This window comes from Paenibacillus sp. NPDC057886, from assembly GCF_042796655.1.
GTDB lineage: Bacteria > Bacillota > Bacilli > Paenibacillales > Paenibacillaceae > Paenibacillus.
In genome coordinates this window covers 470,306-488,915 of record NZ_JBHVMZ010000001.1, presented here as the reverse complement: position 1 = coordinate 488,915, position 18,610 = coordinate 470,306, and the positions used below count along the sequence as shown (strand labels likewise).

Annotated in this window: 20 protein-coding genes; all 20 read right to left on the bottom strand. The window is 45.9% G+C overall.

Annotation, left to right across the window (positions count from 1 at the left end; genetic code table 11):
* Positions 1-56: 56 nt before the first annotated feature.
* Entirely contained in the window at positions 57-1,511 is a 1,455-nt protein-coding gene (gene proS, locus ACFVQB_RS02190) for a proline--tRNA ligase (protein WP_379434812.1), read from the bottom strand.
* A gap of 62 nt (positions 1,512-1,573) precedes the next feature.
* Positions 1,574-2,845: an RIP metalloprotease RseP gene (gene rseP, locus ACFVQB_RS02185; RefSeq protein ID WP_379434811.1), complete on the bottom strand. Its 1,272-nt coding sequence runs from the start codon at positions 2,843-2,845 to the stop codon at positions 1,574-1,576.
* A gap of 113 nt (positions 2,846-2,958) precedes the next feature.
* The gene (locus tag ACFVQB_RS02180; protein ID WP_379434810.1) at positions 2,959-4,098 is read right to left on the bottom strand and encodes a 1-deoxy-D-xylulose-5-phosphate reductoisomerase; all 1,140 of its coding nucleotides are present in this window, start codon (positions 4,096-4,098) and stop codon (positions 2,959-2,961) included.
* Positions 4,099-4,165: 67 nt separating this feature from the next.
* Positions 4,166-4,960 carry a phosphatidate cytidylyltransferase gene (locus ACFVQB_RS02175; protein ID WP_379434809.1) on the bottom strand — a complete coding sequence of 265 codons (795 nt, stop codon included), beginning with the start codon at positions 4,958-4,960 and terminating at the stop codon, positions 4,166-4,168.
* Between the two features lie 16 nt (positions 4,961-4,976).
* A complete protein-coding gene (locus ACFVQB_RS02170) occupies positions 4,977-5,744 on the bottom strand; it encodes an undecaprenyl pyrophosphate synthase (RefSeq protein WP_063566384.1) in 768 nt (255 codons plus the stop codon).
* Between the two features lie 89 nt (positions 5,745-5,833).
* Entirely contained in the window at positions 5,834-6,388 is a 555-nt protein-coding gene (frr, locus tag ACFVQB_RS02165) for a ribosome recycling factor (protein ID WP_379434808.1), read from the bottom strand.
* On the bottom strand, positions 6,388-7,116 hold the full coding sequence (pyrH, locus tag ACFVQB_RS02160) for a UMP kinase (RefSeq protein WP_024630245.1): 729 nt from the start codon (positions 7,114-7,116) through the stop codon (positions 6,388-6,390). Before pyrH ends, frr begins: the two co-directional genes overlap by 1 nt.
* 229 nt (positions 7,117-7,345) lie before the next feature.
* The gene (gene tsf / locus ACFVQB_RS02155; protein ID WP_379434807.1) at positions 7,346-7,996 is read right to left on the bottom strand and encodes a translation elongation factor Ts; all 651 of its coding nucleotides are present in this window, start codon (positions 7,994-7,996) and stop codon (positions 7,346-7,348) included.
* Positions 7,997-8,112: 116 nt separating this feature from the next.
* Positions 8,113-8,811, bottom strand: coding sequence for a 30S ribosomal protein S2 (gene rpsB / locus ACFVQB_RS02150; RefSeq protein WP_024630243.1), 699 nt, complete (start codon positions 8,809-8,811; stop codon positions 8,113-8,115).
* 241 nt (positions 8,812-9,052) lie between these two features.
* Complete coding sequence (locus ACFVQB_RS02145) at positions 9,053-9,685, bottom strand: endolytic transglycosylase MltG (protein ID WP_379434806.1); 633 nt, start codon at positions 9,683-9,685, stop codon at positions 9,053-9,055.
* Between the two features lie 4 nt (positions 9,686-9,689).
* On the bottom strand, positions 9,690-10,259 hold the full coding sequence (locus ACFVQB_RS02140) for a DUF6115 domain-containing protein (RefSeq protein ID WP_379434805.1): 570 nt from the start codon (positions 10,257-10,259) through the stop codon (positions 9,690-9,692).
* A gap of 66 nt (positions 10,260-10,325) precedes the next feature.
* Positions 10,326-10,640 (bottom strand): hypothetical protein, encoded by a 315-nt coding sequence (locus ACFVQB_RS02135; RefSeq protein WP_379434802.1) that lies wholly within the window; start codon positions 10,638-10,640, stop codon positions 10,326-10,328.
* 52 nt (positions 10,641-10,692) lie between these two features.
* Positions 10,693-12,102 carry a flagellar assembly protein A gene (locus ACFVQB_RS02130; RefSeq protein WP_379434800.1) on the bottom strand — a complete coding sequence of 470 codons (1,410 nt, stop codon included), beginning with the start codon at positions 12,100-12,102 and terminating at the stop codon, positions 10,693-10,695.
* Between the two features lie 74 nt (positions 12,103-12,176).
* Positions 12,177-12,965, bottom strand: coding sequence for a FliA/WhiG family RNA polymerase sigma factor (locus ACFVQB_RS02125; RefSeq protein WP_072732409.1), 789 nt, complete (start codon positions 12,963-12,965; stop codon positions 12,177-12,179).
* Between the two features lie 15 nt (positions 12,966-12,980).
* Positions 12,981-13,424 carry a hypothetical protein gene (locus ACFVQB_RS02120; RefSeq protein WP_379434797.1) on the bottom strand — a complete coding sequence of 148 codons (444 nt, stop codon included), beginning with the start codon at positions 13,422-13,424 and terminating at the stop codon, positions 12,981-12,983.
* A gap of 3 nt (positions 13,425-13,427) precedes the next feature.
* Positions 13,428-13,925: a chemotaxis protein CheD gene (locus tag ACFVQB_RS02115; protein ID WP_024630236.1), complete on the bottom strand. Its 498-nt coding sequence runs from the start codon at positions 13,923-13,925 to the stop codon at positions 13,428-13,430.
* Complete coding sequence (locus ACFVQB_RS02110; protein WP_090807429.1) at positions 13,918-14,511, bottom strand: chemotaxis protein CheC; 594 nt, start codon at positions 14,509-14,511, stop codon at positions 13,918-13,920. Before ACFVQB_RS02110 ends, ACFVQB_RS02115 begins: the two co-directional genes overlap by 8 nt.
* A gap of 37 nt (positions 14,512-14,548) precedes the next feature.
* Complete coding sequence (locus ACFVQB_RS02105; RefSeq protein WP_063566392.1) at positions 14,549-15,010, bottom strand: chemotaxis protein CheW; 462 nt, start codon at positions 15,008-15,010, stop codon at positions 14,549-14,551.
* A gap of 42 nt (positions 15,011-15,052) precedes the next feature.
* Positions 15,053-17,128, bottom strand: coding sequence for a chemotaxis protein CheW (locus ACFVQB_RS02100; RefSeq protein WP_379434793.1), 2,076 nt, complete (start codon positions 17,126-17,128; stop codon positions 15,053-15,055).
* A 33-nt stretch (positions 17,129-17,161) separates the two neighbouring features.
* Positions 17,162-18,604 carry a chemotaxis protein CheB gene (locus ACFVQB_RS02095; RefSeq protein WP_379434791.1) on the bottom strand — a complete coding sequence of 481 codons (1,443 nt, stop codon included), beginning with the start codon at positions 18,602-18,604 and terminating at the stop codon, positions 17,162-17,164.
* Positions 18,605-18,610 lie beyond the last annotated feature (6 nt).

Genomic DNA, 18,610 nt, shown 5'->3' with positions numbered 1-18,610 from the left:
TCTCTACGTTCTCATGTAAATGTTTAGTTCAATGTATATAGTCAGGTCTTCCTGACTTAGTACGCTCTTGCAAACACTACCGTGTGTTTCGCTTCTTCACCACAAGCCAGACATGTATGCTTTTCTTCCGCAGGCTGGAACGGAATGTTCCGGCTTGTTGCACCTGTTACTTCTCTTACTTTATCTTCGCAAGCTTCAGAACCACACCATCCAGCCAGTGTGAAGCCGCGTTTGTTTTCCATCAGTTCCTTCATCTCATCAAGCGTATCTACAGAGTAGAAGTTGTCCGACATAAACGTGCGAGCACGTTGCAACATATCGGCTTGCACTTGCGTCAGCATAGTCTGGATTTCTTCCACCAGATTTGCTTGTTCAACAACTTTCTTCTCTCCAGTAATCCGGGAAACGAGAACGCACACACCGTTCTCCATATCACGCGGACCAATTTCGAGACGAATCGGAACACCACGCATCTCGTATTCATTGAATTTCCAGCCTGGACGAACATCACTGCGATCATCCATTTTCACACGAATTCCCGCCTGTTTCAGTTCAGAGAACAACTCGTCCGCGCGGCCTACAACAGCATCACGTGTTTTTGGCGGTCCAATTGGAATCATGACCACTTGTGTTGGTGCAACTTTAGGAGGAAGAACCAGACCACGGTCATCTCCGTGAACCATGATTAACGCACCGATCAGACGTGTGCTTGTTCCCCATGAAGTGGTGTGAGCCAGTTCCAGCACGTTGTTGCGGCTAAGATACTGAATCTCAAATGCTTTTGCAAAATTCGTACCCATATAATGAGAAGTTCCGGCTTGTACCGCACGCCCATCCTTCATCATCGCTTCGATGGAGAAGGTGTCTACAGCACCTGCAAATTTCTCGGATTTTGTTTTCTGACCCGTAATAACGGGGATCGCCAGATATTCTTCCACAACTTCGCGGTAAATTTCAAGCATTTTCATCGTCTCTTCACGTGCTTCTTCTTCCGTCTCATGCGCCGTATGGCCCTCTTGCCACAGGAATTCACTTGTGCGAAGGAAAGGTAGTGTTCTCTTCTCCCAGCGAACCACGTTAGCCCATTGGTTGATCAGTACTGGCAAGTCACGATACGACTGAATCCACTTGGAGTACATGTGACCAATAATGGTTTCCGAGGTTGGGCGAATCGCCAGACGTTCTTCCAGCTTTTCTCCGCCTGCTTCCGTTACCCATGGCAATTCGGGATTGAAGCCTTCAACATGTTCTTTTTCTTTTTGGAAAAAGCTCTCGGGGATGAACATCGGGAAGTAAGCATTACGATGACCCGTTTCACGGAAACGACGGTCCATCTCATCCTTGATGTGCTCCCAGATTTCGAAGCCGTCTGGTTTGAAAACAATACAACCGCGTACGGGTGAATAGTCCATGAGATCAGCTTTTTTAATAACATCAATGTACCAGCGTGAGAAATCCTCGCCCTGAGGTGTAATTTCAGTCACGAACTGTTTATCATTTTCCTTTGACATAAGACTCCAGCGTCCTCCCATAACGACTATCTCTGAATATTCAGAGCGTAGTCAAACCATAATTATCCGTTAATTAATCGTAATATATCATTGTATGTTACTGCTAGCATCAGTACAAACAACATCGCGAAGCCGACAAAATGAACCATGCCTTCCCGGTTGGGGTCAACAGGTCTGCCTCGCAGACCTTCAATTCCGAGGAATACAAGACGGCTTCCGTCTAGCGCAGGAATCGGCAATAGGTTGAAAATACCGAGGTACAGGCTCAGAATAGCTGCCCATCTCGTCAACTGTTCAATCCCTTGCTTCGCAATTTGGCCTGTTACTTCAAAAGTACGCACAGGGCCACCAATATCATCCATGTTAAACTGATTGATCAAATGTTTGAAGCCTTCAAAGATCACTTTGGTTGTATCAACCATCGCTATACCTGACACTTTAAAGGTTTCTACAAATCCAACTGATCGGGTTGGCAGTGTTGGTACAATTCCGACCTTACCACCCTCTTGACCTTCTACTGCACGAGGCGTAATCGTTATATTAAACGTTTCATTCCCCCGACGCAGTGTCCATTCCATCGGTTTGTCTTTGGAATCGGCAATCATCGTCACCATTTTTTGCGAATCCGTGCCAATGGCCGTACCATTGATCGTCTCAATGATATCTCCCTTTTGCAAATTCGCCTGGTAGGCGGCTCCACCTTCAAGCACTTCACCAATTTCCAGATTAGTTGGATTCTCAACGGCAACACCTGCCATTTGCGCATATACTGCAAACAACACAAATGCCAGGATGAAATTCATGAGTGGTCCGGCAAAAATCGCCATTGCCCGCTGACCCACCGTTTTACTGCCAAATTGGCGATCTTTCGGTGCAATCTGGGTTTGTTTTCCACGACTTACCAACATCGCTTGCGGATGTATCCGATACTGCTGAATTTCGCCATCCACATCGAGTTGCAATTTCAATGCATTCTCCATATCAATGGAGATGACTTCACCACGAATTACATTTTTTCGGTTATCCAATTGATCGAGGTAGATCATTTTGACTTGGTCATCAGCCGATCTTACTGCAATGGTCTGACCTTCTTGAATCTCTACCAGTTCCGGGTCTTCCCCAGCCATACGTGCATATCCACCAAAAGGCAGCAAACGCAGTGTGAATTGGGTCTCGTTTCTTTTATATGAGAACAATTTGGGACCAAAACCGATCGCAAATTCCCGTACAAGAATACCGGCGCGTTTGGCAAAATAATAATGTCCCCATTCATGAACCGTCACGATGACAAAGAACATGAGCACCGTTAGAAATACCACTTGTATGGTTTCCAATCCCTATCCATCCTCCTTCACGGCACGAACCGCAGTCTGTCCCTTTAGATTATCATTATTCTCTGATGCCGCACAAGAGAATCACTTCTTCCATTTTATCTTGAAAAAAGAGATTACAGACTGAACGCAAGTTGACGGCTCTCCTGATCACATCTTGCGATTTCCTCCAGATCAGGCTCGTCCACATTGCGGTGTGCTTCCAGCACAGAAGCAATAATATCCTCTATTTTAAGGAACGAAATCTCTTTACGCAAGAAACGTGCTACGGCAACCTCGTTGGCTGCATTAAACGCCGTTGTTGCGGTTCCCCCTATTTTACCACACTCATACGCCATTCTTAAACAAGGGAACCGTTCCATATCCATCTCACGGAAATGCAGCTTGCCCGCTTGTGCTAGGGATAGACGTTGTGCAGGTGATGGCAAGCGGTCAGGATAGGTCAGTGCATACTGAATGGGAACACGCATGTCCGGATTGCCAAGCTGCGCAATAATGCTTGTATCATTGAACTCCACGTAGGAATGAATGATGCTTTCCGGGTGAAGCAATACATCAATCTGATCATAACTTAGTCCAAAAAGCCAATGCGCTTCAATAACTTCCAGACCTTTATTCACCATCGTTGCTGAGTCTATCGTGATCTTCGATCCCATGGACCAATTCGGATGTTTGAGTGCATCTTCTACGGTAACTTCCTGCAGCTGTTCACGAGTCAAATTACGAAATGATCCTCCAGAGGCCGTAAGCGTAATTCCCGTCACGCGTTCACGAGGTTCTCCATTCAAGCATTGGAAGATAGCCGAGTGCTCACTATCCACAGGCAGAATCGGTACCCCTTTCACAGCCGCTCTGGCAGTAACAATGTGTCCCGCTGTAATTAGCGTCTCTTTGTTAGCCAGCCCGATCTGTTTGCCTGCATCAATAGCAGCCAGGGTCGACTCCAGCCCAACACTCCCCATTACAGCAGTAACAACCGTATCAGCATCCGTTCCGGCAGCAACTTCCACCAGTCCTTCTTTACCATAAAAAAGCTGCGTTTCGACAGGCAAGTGCGGTGCCACGGTCTCTGCTAACTCTTTTGAGCCAACTGATACCTTTTTGGGCCGATAACGCTTCGCTTGCTCAATCAGCAGTTCTATATTGCCCCCAGCAGCCAGACCCTCTACTTGAAAGCGTTCGGGATGCATATCAACTACATCCAGTGTCTGGGTTCCAATGGAACCGGTTGACCCGAGAATCGCAATTTTTTTCATGCTGCACCTCATCTTTATTTATCCAATGCCTATGACAAATAGTTCGTCATATGGCTTGTGCTCATCTTTAATAGGGCAGAAGCATTAGTATATGTACGAATGGAAAAACGACAATCCAGCTGTCGCATCGATCCAGAATACCGCCATGCCCTGGGAGCAAAGTGCCGGAATCTTTGATGTTATACACTCGTTTGTAAGCAGATTGAATCAGATCTCCCATCTGTCCTACAACCGCGCATGCAATCCCAATCCATACCGCTCTTTGCCAAGACAACAAGCCGTCTGACACCCATGCAAAAACAACAGAAGTAACTACCGCGATCACAATACCACCCAGAGCACCTTCCACCGTTTTGTTAGGGCTGATCGAAGGCCAAAGTTTGTTCTTCCCGATAAGTTTCCCTACAAAATAGGCACCAGCATCACTTGCCCATATGGAACCCAGCAGAAGAAACGTCCAGAACAACCCATGCTGCAAATGTCTGGATTCCGCGATGTAATAAAAACCTATTCCGATATACATTACTCCCAGAAAGAGCATGGCTACAGTGTTTACAGGAATCTTGTTTTTAGTTACCACAGAGGCTGTCATTAATACAAGCATCACAAGCCATCCGATCTGGAATAACGTTAGTGGTCTGGCTTCCCAAACCATTTCCCAAGGAAACACAATTGCAAAGATACCTGCATAACCGATTAGGGCTACACCTGAAAAAGGCTGTACCCCGGTCATTTTCACAAATTCATAATAACCGATGAGAGCCATAAGCAATACCAAGCCATGGTACCAGGGTCCGCCCAGCATGCAAAAACCCAAAAACAACACACCTGCTATGATTCCTGTCGTTAATCGCTGTTTCAACGGCTTCATCCTCCATCTATTTCAAACCGCCGTAACGCCTTGTTCTGCGCTGATATTCGGCTACTGCTTCAAGCAAATGCTTTTTGCCAAATTCGGGCCAGTATATATCCGTAAACCATAATTCGCTGTATGCAAGCTGCCAAAGCATGAAATTGCTTAATCTCAACTCTCCGCTCGTCCGGATCAGCAAATCCGGATCAGGCATATCTCCAGTGAGCATATGCCTGTCAATGAGTTCAGGCGTAATGTCGTCTGCTGATAGTTCCCCCGACTTTACCTGCAGAGCGATCTGTTTGACACAGTCCGTCATTTCGCGACGACTTCCGTAGTTCATAGCAAAATTCAAAACAAGCCCTGTGTTATGTTCCGTAAGACGAATAGCTTCACGCAAAGCATTAATGGTATGGGAGGGCAAGTGCTCCTCCTGGCCCATCATACGGATGCGTACATTTTTTTCTATAAGCTCATCCAGCTCTATCGCCAAAAATTCTTGCGGAAGCCGCATCAGAAAATCCACTTCTTCTTTTGGACGCGTCCAGTTTTCTGTCGAAAAAGCGTACATCGTCAGATATTTGATGCCCAGTTCATCCGCCGCGATGGTCGCACGTTTGACCGCCTTCATCCCATTCTGGTGGCCAGCTATTCGTGGGAGACCCAAACGTTTCGCCCATCGTCCATTGCCGTCCATAATGATGGCCACGTGCTGCGGGATATTATCCTCGGATATAGTCAGCGTTTCCTGCTTGTCAGCCCCATTCCACCACGACCGAACCCGTTTGATCATTCCTGTTCCTCCAAAATCCCTGAAGTTTCTTCACCTGAAGCTTGGAAAAAGAGACAAAACCCCACCGTATTGGAGGGGCTGCGCTTGTCTTACACTTCCATGATTTCTTTTTCTTTGGCAGCGAGTACCTTATCGACTTCAGTAATAAACTTGTCGGTCGATTTTTGGATGTCGTCTTGATGTCTCCGGGACTCGTCCTCGGAAATGTCTGACTTCTCCATTTTTTTAATATCATCATTCGCATCACGGCGAATATTACGAATGGCTACTTTGCCTTCTTCACCGAACTTTTTCGTCAACTTCACAAGTTCTTGTCTGCGTTCTTCCGTAAGTGCTGGAATGGACAGACGAATCATAGTTCCGTCGTTCGCTGGCGTAAGGCCAAGATCGGATTTCATAATTGCACGCTCAATGTCCCCCATGGAGGACTTATCCCACGGCTGGATCATCAGTGTCCGGGAATCCGGTGTACTGATATTAGCCAATTGGTTGAGCGGAGTCATTGCACCGTAATACTCCACTTGAATCCGGTCGAGAAGAGCCGGAGTTGCACGACCTGCACGCAAAGTGGCAAGATCACGTCGTAACGCTTGAATTGCTTTATCCATACGTTCTTCGGCATGTTTTTTAACCGCTTGTGGCATTAATCTACACTCCCTTTAACGATTGTCCCGATGCGTTCACCAAGAACAACACGTTTGATGTTACCTTGTTCCGTAATGGCAAATACGATCAACGGAATATTGTTGTCCTTACAAAGCGAGGACGCCGTTGAGTCCATTACACCAAGATCTTTGTTAAGTATATCCATATAAGTCAACTGATCAAACTTGACAGCCGTGCTGTCTTTAAACGGATCTGCTGAGTATACACCATCAACTTTATTTTTGGCCATCAAGATGACTTCTGCTTCGATCTCCGCTGCGCGCAGTGCTGCTGTTGTATCGGTGGAGAAGAACGGGTTACCTGTACCTGCTGCAAAAATAACGACCCGGCCTTTCTCCAGATGACGAATAGCTCTACGACGAATATAAGGCTCTGCAATTTGTTGCATGGCAATTGATGTCTGTACACGAGTAGGCACTTCAATCTGTTCCAGTGCATCTTGCAGTGCGAGCGAATTCATAACCGTCGCCAGCATCCCCATATAATCCGCAGTCGCTCTGTCGATGCCGTTTTCGCTACCGGCAATTCCGCGCCAGATGTTTCCGCCGCCGCACACGATAGCAACCTGTACACCTAGTTCAACTACTTCTTTTACTTGCTGGGCAATCGACGAGATCGTCTCTGCATCAATACCGTAGCCATTTTGACCGGAAAGAGACTCTCCGCTGACCTTTAAGACAACACGTTTAAATACTGGCTGTTCCAATTATTCACCCTCCACTTTGAATTGAACACCCTCGGCGTTCAACCAACAAAACTTCTCGCGCATGGCCTCCTGCTTAAAAAGAAAGGAACACAGTTGTGTTCCGCTCTTTTAGGAAAAACGATCAACCGGTAAGGCATTGTTTTCCTGGGATATAAGGGAGTAGCGCTTCGAAGTTTCATCATTCTTATATCTTCGAAAATCATTCCTGCTTGCCGGTTTGAGAACCGTCTTATTTGTTTACTTGGGCCATAACTTCTTCTACGAAGTTGTCTACTTTTTTCTCAAGACCTTCACCCAGTTCATAACGAACGAAACGACGGATGGAGATATTTTCACCGATTTGGCTGATTTTTTCGTTCAGCAGTTGGGAGATCGTTTTGTCAGGATCTTTAACAAAGGTTTGCTCCAACAGGCAGAATTCTTCGTAATATTTACCGATACGGCCTTCAACCATTTTCTCAACGATTTTTTCTGGTTTGCCTTCGTTCAGAGCTTGAGCTTTCAGAATTTCTTTCTCTTTTTCCAGCTCTTCTGTAGGAACTTCTTCACGAGTAACAAATTTCGGGCTCGCTGCTGCGATTTGCATAGCGATGTCCTTAACGAAATCTTTGAATTGATCTGTTTTACCTACGAAGTCAGTTTCGCAGTTCACTTCTACCAGTACACCAATACGGCCACCAGCGTGGATATAAGATTCTACAACGCCTTCAGTTGCTGCACGGCCAGCTTTGCTTGCTGCTGCTGACAGACCTTTTTCACGAAGCAATTCAGCTGCTTTCGTGATGTCACCGTTTGCTTCTTCCAGTGCTTTTTTGCAATCGAGCATACCTGCGCCCGTTTTTTCACGGAGTTCTTTTACTGCACTCGCATTAACTGCCATTATTAATTCCCTCCAAAAATAAGTAATTGTACGTACACTCTAAAAAAAGGGCAGTGAGAGGTTATCCACCTACCAACCACCCTTTTCATTTAATTCATTAGATATGTTCGAATCTATTAAGCGGAAGTTTCTTCGCCTTGGTTAGCTTCGATAACGGCATCAGCCATTTTACCTGTCAACAGCTTAACGGCGCGGATTGCGTCGTCGTTACCCGGGATAACATAATCGATCTCATCCGGATCGCAGTTCGTATCAACGATACCTACAATTGGGATACCCAATTTGCGAGCTTCCGCAACAGCGATACGCTCTTTGCGTGGATCGATGATGAACAGGGCGCTTGGCAGGCCTTTCATATTTTTAATACCGCCGAGGAATTTCTCCAGGCGATCTTTCTCTTTGCGAAGCAAGATTACTTCTTTTTTAGGCAATACAGCGAAAGTACCGTCTTCTTCCCAAGCTTCCAACTGTTTCAAACGATCAATACGTTTTTGAATAGTTGAGAAGTTAGTCAGGGTACCGCCGAGCCACCGTTGGTTAATGTAGAATTGACCAGCGCGTTCAGCTTCTTCTTTAACGGAATCTTGAGCTTGTTTCTTAGTACCCACGAAAAGAATTGTACCATTCTCTCCTGCGATTCCTTTAACGAAGTTGTAAGCCTCTTCGACTTTTTTCACTGTCTTTTGCAAGTCAATGATATAAATTCCGTTTCTTTCAGTGAAGATATAACGATCCATTTTTGGGTTCCAACGACGAGTTTGGTGACCGAAGTGTACCCCAGCTTCGAGAAGCTGCTTCATGGAGATTACTGCCATCTTCACACACCTCCTAATATGGTTTTTATTGTGTCCTCCGCCGGCATCATTTTTCGCCAAGACTCTCCATCAGGAAAGCACCCTCAACAAAATTAGCACATGCGTGTGTTTTAACACCGTTATCTAATATAGCATAACTGATTGCCTGATGCAACAGTCTTTCAAAGCAAATTTCGGATCATTCATAGCGATATAAAACTTGTCAATATTTATACAAAAAAACCGCCCTGCCTGAGCGCACTCAGTTTGACGGTTCTTTCGTAATCTTGGCGATAATGGATTTGAAGCTTTCGCCTTTTTCCAAGTCATAGGTGCCTACTTGTATTTTGGTATTAATTCGCTCTGCTCTGCCAGCCTTTATAAAAGCTTGTGCACTATCGACAACCCCGGCTTTCTCCAGATTCCCCGCCACGATGGCCAGACTGTTGCCTGAACGTACTTTGAACGATACGGTAGCCGCAGCTTTGGGACTGTTAGGAGTTGACGGCTCGGTCGTCTTTGGCTGATTGACTTCGTTCTGTTTGTCGCTTTCATTGGTGACAGGTTGCTTTGGATTGTCGGGTTGCTCCGGTTTCACAGCAGACTCTGCGGCTTCAGGTGCCGTTGCCGTTTTCCCCTGCAGTTCGCTGCTTTCCTGTTTCTTCTTCTCTACCCACTCAGCCTCTGTAAACAGCTCATCATCAGAAGCTACAAGCTTCATATCCATGCTCTTCGCGGCTGCTTCCAGCTGTTCCTTCGTCAGGTTGGCTGTAGCCAGCTCCGGGTCGAGATTACTCTCAGACAATGCGTTTTGTCCAACCGTTGCAAGCTGCAGCAATACTGCACCAACAATCATGCCACTTCCAAGTCCAATCCATAAGGAGCGCTTGTCCATCTGTTTAGCTCTCCTCCCGTTCTGCCAGCTGTAAAATCAGCTGTACTTCTCCACGTTGTATGCCCGTCTGCTTGGCAATGGCATCCACTGACTTTCCTTCAGCATATAAATTAAACAGCTCTGCATATCGGTCCTTAATGGATTCACGTACAGGCTTAGATTCTTGTACAGCGGCCTGCTGTTCTGCTTCTGACACCTGTTGGGCCGAATCTGCTCGTACACTGTCTACAAGCGCCTGAGCTTGCAATCCGCTTGTGCTATGTACCGGAATTATGGAGGATATGTCTGTTTCTGTCGTTTTACTTTCTTCCAGTTGATCCAGCCTCCGCTGTAATTCCTGAAGCTGCGATTGCATACGCTGATCTGCCGCCGTCGCCTCACCCTTCATTTCAGCAACACGCTGAATGAGAGCATCATTATCGTTTTCTATCTCAGCCATATAGTGTTCAAGCGTAGATTCCATCTCTTGCACCAGGTGATGCCCAGGCTCCTGCACCTTGTTTTTCTTGGGCATGATAAGCGCATATGCAATTGCGCAGGCTCCTAATATGACAATAATGATCCATGGTGACAAATTGGGTTCTCTCCTTTTAATGCAGCCATCGATGCTCAAGACTACATGTGAGTCACATGTCATCCATTACAACGACAGGTCAATATGTTTACCTTTGTATGGATGCTCAGCAGGTTTGACAGTTTCCAGCGTTGAAATAGCTTCATGTTCGTTGGAGCCGCTCTGCTGCTCTTTGTTTCTAGATTGACCATCGCGTACATCTGTGTGGGCTGTTTCATCCAGCGCCTCGCTTCGTTGCCTTGCTTCATTTGCTTCTTTGGCCGTTTGTTCCGCTAGCAGGTTCTGGTCAATGACCGGTCTCTGCTGAGCTTCACTCTGATAACGCCCCGCCTCACTTGTTCTAGGTACGGCAATCTGCAATTCAACCGCTTTGAAACTCATACGCTCACCTCACGGTATCGAATGGATTTCTTCATGTGCTTGAATGCTGTACTTAAACGAATGGAACCATCGTTATATCCCCATCATGATAATAAAAAGATATTCGACTTACCGGATCTTTAATAAATTTGGTGTATCTGCCGATAACTATTCTAGAGCCACCAAAAATCATCTTATGAATATCGACGCGCGCCCTGCTTGTATCTTCAAGCACCTTCTCAATTTCAAAGATACGTGTTTTTGTTTCCTCGCTAAGACGAAGGGCAGATTTTTGTGTAGCACTAAGTTTGATCCGCATGGACATTTTATCCGGGCTCAGTTGGCCTGCAGCAGCTAACTGATCCAATAATGTCAAAGCTTTTCTCGTCTTATCCAAAGCATCCATCTGCTCCCTGACTTCCTTGCGCAAGTCGCTCAACTCATTACGGAGCTTAGGCAATACCCCTACTTCAATGGATGTAACAGTAGACATGCTGTTGCCGACAACGCGTGCGGAGACGTTTTCTCCAGCCTGGATTGACCCGCCAACGATAAGTCCTTTGGTGCCTTCACAGATTACCGCATTGCCTGCACGAATCGTGGAATGCATAATACTTTGGGATACCAGAACGTTTTCAGCAGCATCGACGTTGCCTTCTTGAATAAAGGTACATTTCACGTTATGTCCTGCCTGTATGAGTCCTTTGTTATAACCAATAATACCGCCGGTAATTTCGACAGAGCCACCTGCTTCCAGTTCCGCTCCCTCGACCCCTCCGACGACACGTATATCCCCCGCCGCTTTTACTTTAAATCCGGTAAGCACATTGCCGCGAATGACAACCGTACCTACAAAATCGATGTTACCGATGTTATAATCCACATCGCCATTGATCTCGTATACCGGAAACACATTTAATTTGTTGCCGTCTGTTTTGGTAACCAATCCATCCAGAGCGGCATACATGGCAGATCCATCAGGGTTAACGACAACATTTTTTCCCACTTTGAAACGTGCTTCTTTCCCTGGACGAAATGGTATGTCTTCACCTGTTACATCCCTACCCACCGTACCATCCACAGGAGCAATTCGTTCGGCAATAATTTGACCTGTTCGAACATTGTTTAAGCGAGTCACTTCTTTGTAATCAACTTTTCCGTCCTCTGCCTCCAGAGGGCGCCGTTCATTGGAATCGTCCATGCCCACAAGCAACTTAATGAATCCATCCGTTCCAGGTACTGGTTTAATACCTTCGGCAATCTTGTATTGATCCTTCAAATACGTCTCAGGATGACTTGCAAAAACGAGCAACGCTTCACGCAGCACACCATACTTAATACCCTGACTCGCTAAATATTTTTCGAGCTCTTCCGGTGTACAGGCAAAACCTTCTTCCTGTTTGGAAAATTCAAGGTAGGCCGTACTTTTATCATCTGATAAAACAATGCTCAAACACTGTTCCAAAACAGTCTGCTGTGTCAATGCATTTCTTCCCCCTTTTAGACTTTCCACTCCCCAAAATCCTATGTTAAAACTCTCTATTATTAATTAATATATCAATCTTTACGCATAAGCAAGTCTTTCTGTTTATCCAGCGTTCCACGTAACCTTAAAATGGCCTTTGAGTGCAGCTGCGAGATACGTGACGGAGATAGAGACATGACCTCAGCAATTTCACTAAGAGACAGATCTTCATAATATAAAAGTGAAACAACCGTTCTCTCTTTAACCGTCAATTTTTCGAGTCCTTGCACTAAAGCTTCTTTTAAGTAGAATTCATTTACTTTATAATCCGGGTTTTTGGCTTTTTCATCGACCATTAATGAAAGTCGAGTCTCGGACTCTTCTTCCCTAATCGGGTCTTCTAGAGAGCAAAGTGACATAACAGCCACTTCCTGAAGCATATGTTGAAAGTCTTTTGTTGAAACGTCGAGATATTGACTCATTTCTTCGTCACTAACAGAGCGCAAATACGTCTGCTCTAGTTGCTGGTAAGCATCTTCAATCCGCTTTGCTTTCTCCCGCACGGAACGTGGGACCCAATCTCCCTGACGCAGACCATCAAGGATTGCACCACGCACCCGCCAGGATGCGTACGTTTCAAATTGCAGGCCACGTTCATAATCAAATTTCTCCAACGCATCAATTAATCCCATAACTCCATTGCTCTCCAGATCATCTTTCGGGACATTTTTGGGCAGACCGACAGCCAAACGCCCGGATACATAGTTTACAATATGAAGATACTTTTCGATCAAACTTTTCTTGGCTTCAAGATCGCCTTGTTCTTTCCACTTTTCCCACAAGTCCGCGTGGTTCAAATGTGAAGCTTTACGCTCGTTCAATTGCTTTCACCCTCCTTATTTGTCTGTCAGGTGACGAACGGCCTGCGCCAACTCCTCCGGTTCCTTGGTCCGGACAAGTTTAGGCGGATCCAAAGGGGCAAATCCCGTTGGAGCTTTCGTCTCAGATGGTGGAAGGTTCTCCCCAGAGGAGGCGTTCTGTCCATGTTTGAGCAAGTCGTTCAGCTCTTGTCCATCGTCTTCGAGTTTAATGTCCACCTGTGAACCTCTTAGTTCTTGTGCGCCCGGTGAATCATAACCATACCCATTCCCCTCTGATGAAGGGTTCAGCAGCAATCCCAGTCCCCAGCGTAAACCATAAGCAAGGACAAACCAGGCTACAAAGCCGATCAACCCGCGAATTAAACTGGTCATCAACACATTGCTGCTGTATGCTACAAAAAAAGTCAGAATAAATCCGACTATGCCTGCTCCAAGATTAATGCGGTAGTTTCCTATCATGTCTTATAGTTCCTTTACACCCATTTGGACACTTCGAATAGTCAAAAGTCCAGTTTCACAGTCCATTTCAATCGTTCGTCCGTAATTCCCACCTGTATCTTCGGCAAGAAGTGGAATTCCAAGCTTTTCTAACCATTCCCGACAAGAATCCGCATTCCTCGGTCCGATACGCATCGTATCCCCTGCCCCCGAGAAGGCAAACATCTGAGACCCTCCAGCCATTTTGGACACAATACGTGAACGAGATGCACCGAGTTGTATCATTCTTTGTAACAATTCCGGCAATGCCGTATCCGCATATTTGGCTTTGTTCAAAGTTCCTTCACGAGCAATCTCTGAAGTGGGGAGCATGACATGCGCCATTCCGGCAAGCTTCAAATGCGGGTCATACATTGTTAATCCCACACAAGAGCCCAAGCCAGTCGTACGGATTACGCCGGGTAGATGAGCAATGTTCAAATCCGCCATACCGACTTTAACGACGCTTTTGTCCTCAATCATGATCCAGTGGCACCCCTAGAGATTCAAATATTTTAGCAAATGAAGGCGGATCCGGAATCAGAAAAAACTGACCCTCTACCTGATCTTCACCTTCAAAGAAAGAAGTGTCAATCAATAATGCATCGTCGCCCATTTCACCAAACTGTAATAGACCATAACTCAAAATCGCACCTGCCATATCAATAGCAAGTCCAGGAACGGTTGGATACATAGATAGTTTCGTGAAATCTGCCAAAGAAGAAAGGTATGAACCCGCCAAAATATTCCCGATTTCGGATAGAGCCGATTGCTCCATTTCCGTGAAGGCAAGTCCTTCCTTCAAATCAAAACCGGCGAGTCGGTTCAGCAGCATTTTGGCAGCCTCAGGTGCCATCATAAAGAACAGATTTCCTGGTGCTTCGCCTTCAACACGAAGAAATACGGTAACAACAATACGTTCATCTCCGCCCACTTTTTCAGCAACTTCTTCAAAAGGAAGCATCTGTACTGTAGGTACACCCATGTCAATCGGTCTATTGAGAAGCTGAGACAACGCCGTTGCGGCGTTGCCTGCTCCAATGTTACCGACCTCTTTGAGCACATCCATTTGGAATCCCTCAAATCGGTTGAACAGTTCCACGGTGTTAGCCCTCAATACTTTCCAGCTGTACAACCTCGCTTTTATTTAATACTTCGTTCAGGTTAAGCATAATCAACAAGCGTGCATCCTCCAGCTTGGCTACACCGCGCAGGTATCTTGCTTTAACTCCACCAACCACTTCAGGCGGACTATCAATAGCATCACGCTTGATGTCAATAACATCATTCGCAGAGTCAACGATAAAGCCAACTTGCATGTCGTCCACACCTACAATGACAATACGTGTTTGATCGGTATATTCTGTTTCCGGCAAAGAGAATCGACCACGCAGATCAATAACGGGAATAACGACACCACGTAAGTTAATAACTCCTTTTACAAAAGAGAAGGTCTTCGGAACACGGGTAATAGGCATCATACGCTCAATCGTCTGAACCTTGTCTACCTCAATACCATACTCTTCGGAACCTAATTTAAAGACAATGACTTTCAACTCTTCTTCCATGGAAAAAACCTCCCTATTAAATGTAAGACTTATCTTGTGTGCTTATTTAATAAATGCATTAGGGTCAAGAATCAGAGCTACTTGTCCGTCTCCCAGAATCGTTGCACCAGAGATCCCTTCAATGGAAGGAAGATAAGTACCCATCGATTTAAGAACAATCTCACTCTGTCCAATAAATTCCTCTACGGCAACAGCTGCAAGACGCTCACCTTTGCGGATGACCACAATTTCAGTTTCTTGTTCGTCCGCATCATTGAAATCAGGCACTCCGAAAACTTCGCTCAATGACAGGTACGGAATTAGAGACTCACGGAACGTGATCATTTTATTACCATGAATGTTGCGAACCTGTTCACGCTGTACAATGGCTGTCTCCACAATGGAAGACAAAGGAACAGCGTATTTCTCGGATCCAAGTCGAACAAGCATCGCAGCGATAATGGACAGGGTCAAAGGTAACTGAACAGAGAAGTTGGTGCCTTTACCTGGTGTCGAATGAATGGTTACATTACCACCAAGGGAAGTGATTTTGGATTTTACAACATCCAAGCCTACTCCACGGCCGGAGATATCCGAGATTTTATCAGCGGTACTGAAGCCTGGTGCAAACAACAGCTGGTTCACTTCATCATCGCTCATTTTGGCACCTTGTTCTTCGGTAACAACTCCACGTTTGACCGCTGTTCTCAAAAGGTTATCGCGGTAAATGCCTTTACCGTCATCTTCGATTTCGATAAATACATGATTCCCGCTATGGAAGGCCCGAAGGTTAACTGTTCCTAATTCCGGTTTACCTGCTGCCACACGTTCTGCGATCGATTCAACACCATGGTCAACAGCGTTACGCAGCAAATGCACCAGCGGATCGCCGATCTCATCAATTACCGTCCGATCAAGTTCCGTTTCGGCACCCGTAATGACCAGATCAATCTTTTTGTCGAGTGTTTTAGCCAGGTCACGAATCATACGCGGAAAACGGTTGAATACCGTATCTACAGGAACCATCCGCAATTTCAGTACAATATTTTGCAAATCTGTACTGACTCTGCTCAGATGAGCTACCGTATCCGATAAATCATTATTACCCGTCTCGCTGGCCAGCTGCTCCAGACGCGAACGATCGATCAGTAACTCGCTGAACAAGTTCATCAGTACATCCAGACGTTCTATATCCACCCGGATGGTACGTGAAGGTGCAGCAGCTTGTTTAGGTGCAGCTGTTTTGGTGGCTACCGGTTTCTTTGGTTCTTCTTTCGATGAAGAATTTGGTTCCGGGGATGCATCTACTGGAGCAGGAACAGGTACAGCTTCCACTTCAGCTGTTGCCGCTGCCTGATTAGTCATCTGCTGGAGAGTCTCTTGATCCAGCTGAATGACCTTGGCACTCTCAATTTCAGAGATGCTCATAATGCCTTTTTCAAGTTCCTGCGCCTCTTTGGTTGTTATGTAATACAACGAAAAACTGCGCTCAAACTTCTCTTGCTCGATGTCCTGAACGGTTGGGAACGATTTAACAACTTCACCCGAGCGTTCTAACAGATCGAAGACCATATATGCACGTACGCCCTTCAGCTGGCTCTGCTCGCTGACAAGAACTTCAATATAGAGTACACGGTGACCTTCAGCTATGGACTGATCCAATACGGAGTACTGGAATTCGTCCAGTTCAACCGCGCTTGGTGTTGCTGTACTTGGTGCTTGGTTTACTGCGGCTACTGGAGCAGTACCTCCCGTCCATTCACCACTCTCAATTGCTTGGAGAGAAGCTACGATGGAGGAGACATCCGCTTTACCCTCTCCACCTCCGGTAATATCCTGAACCATATTTTCCAAAGCATCCAAACTCTTGAACAGGGTATCAAAAATGAAATCCTGCATTTTCAACTTTTCGTTGCGCACCAGATCCAACACATTTTCCATTTTGTGCGTCAATGATGCCAAATCCTCAAAACCCATTGTTGCAGCCATACCCTTCAACGTATGAGCAGAGCGGAATATGACCTGAACAATTCCCAGATCCTCCGGACTGCCTTCGAGTTGAAGCATATTTTCGTTAAGGGACTGCAGATGATCATTAGACTCATCAATAAACATAGATAAATATTGATTCATGTCCATTGTGAGGCACCTCCTCCATGATTTACACTCCGTTTATTTCAAAGCTTGAACAAGTTTAGGCGCAATCTCCTGCAATGGCAGAAGATGACGCACGCATTGAAGCTCTACAGCAGAACGCGGCATACCATACACAACACAAGTTTCTTCATTTTCTGCAAAGGTTGATGTGACACCCGCTTCATACAATTTTTTCATCATACGAGCGCCATCACTGCCCATCCCTGTCAGCAAAACCAGATGTCGTTGCAATGGCGTGTACGGCAGCAGCGACTCAAACATCGTATCTACTGAAGGCCTGTGTCCATTGACTGGTTCTTCCTCTGTCAGCTTTATGGTGAACCTTCCATCTGCAGTTTTGTTGACTTTGACATGAAAGCCGCCAGGAGCAATATAGGCCGTTCCTTTTCGTAGAACCATGCCTTCCTCAGCTTCAACCACATGCAGTTCACTGAACGTATTCAATCGCTGGGCAAGGGATCGGGTAAAGTTGGGCGGCATATGCTGTACAATAATGACTGGAGCAGGTAAATCACCTGGCAGTTGCTCCAGCAAAGTCTTGAGGGCTCTCGGTCCCCCAGTTGAACAACCAATAGCCACAAGTTTGTTGAATGATCCTTCTGGTCCTCCTGCTCCCTTATGAGACGGAATTACCTTGGCAATATTTTTGGATGGTTCAGCTGAAGCCGCAGCTGTCTCCTGTTCTGCCAATCGAGATATATTGGACAAACGATTTTCCTTTGGGTGCTGCATTGGCTTGTTTGGCTTTGCTAATTTGTCAGTAATGGCATCCGAAGCTCGATTTGCATCTCGCAAAGGCTCCATCTTTTTGTCCAGACGTCCCGTATTCTGCTTCGTCAGTGGAACAGTAGATTGTTTCGGTTTTGCTCGTAAGGATTCAGCTTGTCCGCTGCCAAGTCGCGTTCCTGGCTGGGAAGGTTCTATTGTTTTCTTCAAAGCACCTTTGCGGTCTTGTAAAGGAGGTGGATCAACCTGAACTCGCTGGGACTGTTGCAGCAGTTTACTCTGTGCATCATCCCGTTTCTTCATCGATGCTTCACGATCGGCTTTTCGCTTGATTTCATCCATAGCTGCTCGCATCCGCTCAACCAGTGCTTTACCTACTTGGGCAATATCCTGATCATGAACAATCGATGGCTTACGAATGAAATCAAACGCACCGGCCTCGAGCGCCATGATGGTCTCCTTCATGCCTTGTTCATTGATACCCGAGAGCATAATCACCGGAACGAAAGATTGCTTCATGATCGATTTTAATGCGTCCAATCCATTCATTTCAGGCATCTCAACGTCCATTGTGATGACATCGGGCTTCAAATCTATAGCTTTTTGAATAGCTTCCTTACCATTTGATGCTGTTGCCGTAACCTTAAACTCCGAATCTGCTTCAATTAAATCTGAAACAATTTTACGCATAAAAGCGGAATCATCGACAACCAATACTTGATACACCGCCATGTTGTT

Excerpts from the sequence above, each read along its gene's own strand:
- proS (WP_379434812.1), bottom strand. The coding sequence starts at position 1,511 with ATGTCAAAGGAAAATGATAAACAGTTCGTGACTGAAATTACACCTCAG.
- ACFVQB_RS02180 (WP_379434810.1), bottom strand. The coding sequence starts at position 4,098 with ATGAAAAAAATTGCGATTCTCGGGTCAACCGGTTCCATTGGAACCCAG.
- ACFVQB_RS02170 (WP_063566384.1), bottom strand. The coding sequence starts at position 5,744 with ATGATCAAACGGGTTCGGTCGTGGTGGAATGGGGCTGACAAGCAGGAA.
- frr (WP_379434808.1), bottom strand. The coding sequence starts at position 6,388 with ATGCCACAAGCGGTTAAAAAACATGCCGAAGAACGTATGGATAAAGCA.
- tsf (WP_379434807.1), bottom strand. The coding sequence starts at position 7,996 with ATGGCAGTTAATGCGAGTGCAGTAAAAGAACTCCGTGAAAAAACGGGC.
- rpsB (WP_024630243.1), bottom strand. The coding sequence starts at position 8,811 with ATGGCAGTAATCTCCATGAAGCAGCTTCTCGAAGCTGGGGTACACTTC.
- ACFVQB_RS02145 (WP_379434806.1), bottom strand. The coding sequence starts at position 9,685 with ATGGACAAGCGCTCCTTATGGATTGGACTTGGAAGTGGCATGATTGTT.
- ACFVQB_RS02135 (WP_379434802.1), bottom strand. The coding sequence starts at position 10,640 with ATGAGTTTCAAAGCGGTTGAATTGCAGATTGCCGTACCTAGAACAAGT.
- ACFVQB_RS02120 (WP_379434797.1), bottom strand. The coding sequence starts at position 13,424 with ATGATAGGAAACTACCGCATTAATCTTGGAGCAGGCATAGTCGGATTT.
- ACFVQB_RS02115 (WP_024630236.1), bottom strand. The coding sequence starts at position 13,925 with ATGATTGAGGACAAAAGCGTCGTTAAAGTCGGTATGGCGGATTTGAAC.
- ACFVQB_RS02110 (WP_090807429.1), bottom strand. The coding sequence starts at position 14,511 with ATGGATGTGCTCAAAGAGGTCGGTAACATTGGAGCAGGCAACGCCGCA.
- ACFVQB_RS02105 (WP_063566392.1), bottom strand. The coding sequence starts at position 15,010 with ATGGAAGAAGAGTTGAAAGTCATTGTCTTTAAATTAGGTTCCGAAGAG.
- ACFVQB_RS02100 (WP_379434793.1), bottom strand. The coding sequence starts at position 17,128 with ATGGACATGAATCAATATTTATCTATGTTTATTGATGAGTCTAATGAT.
- ACFVQB_RS02095 (WP_379434791.1), bottom strand. The coding sequence starts at position 18,604 with ATGGCGGTGTATCAAGTATTGGTTGTCGATGATTCCGCTTTTATGCGT.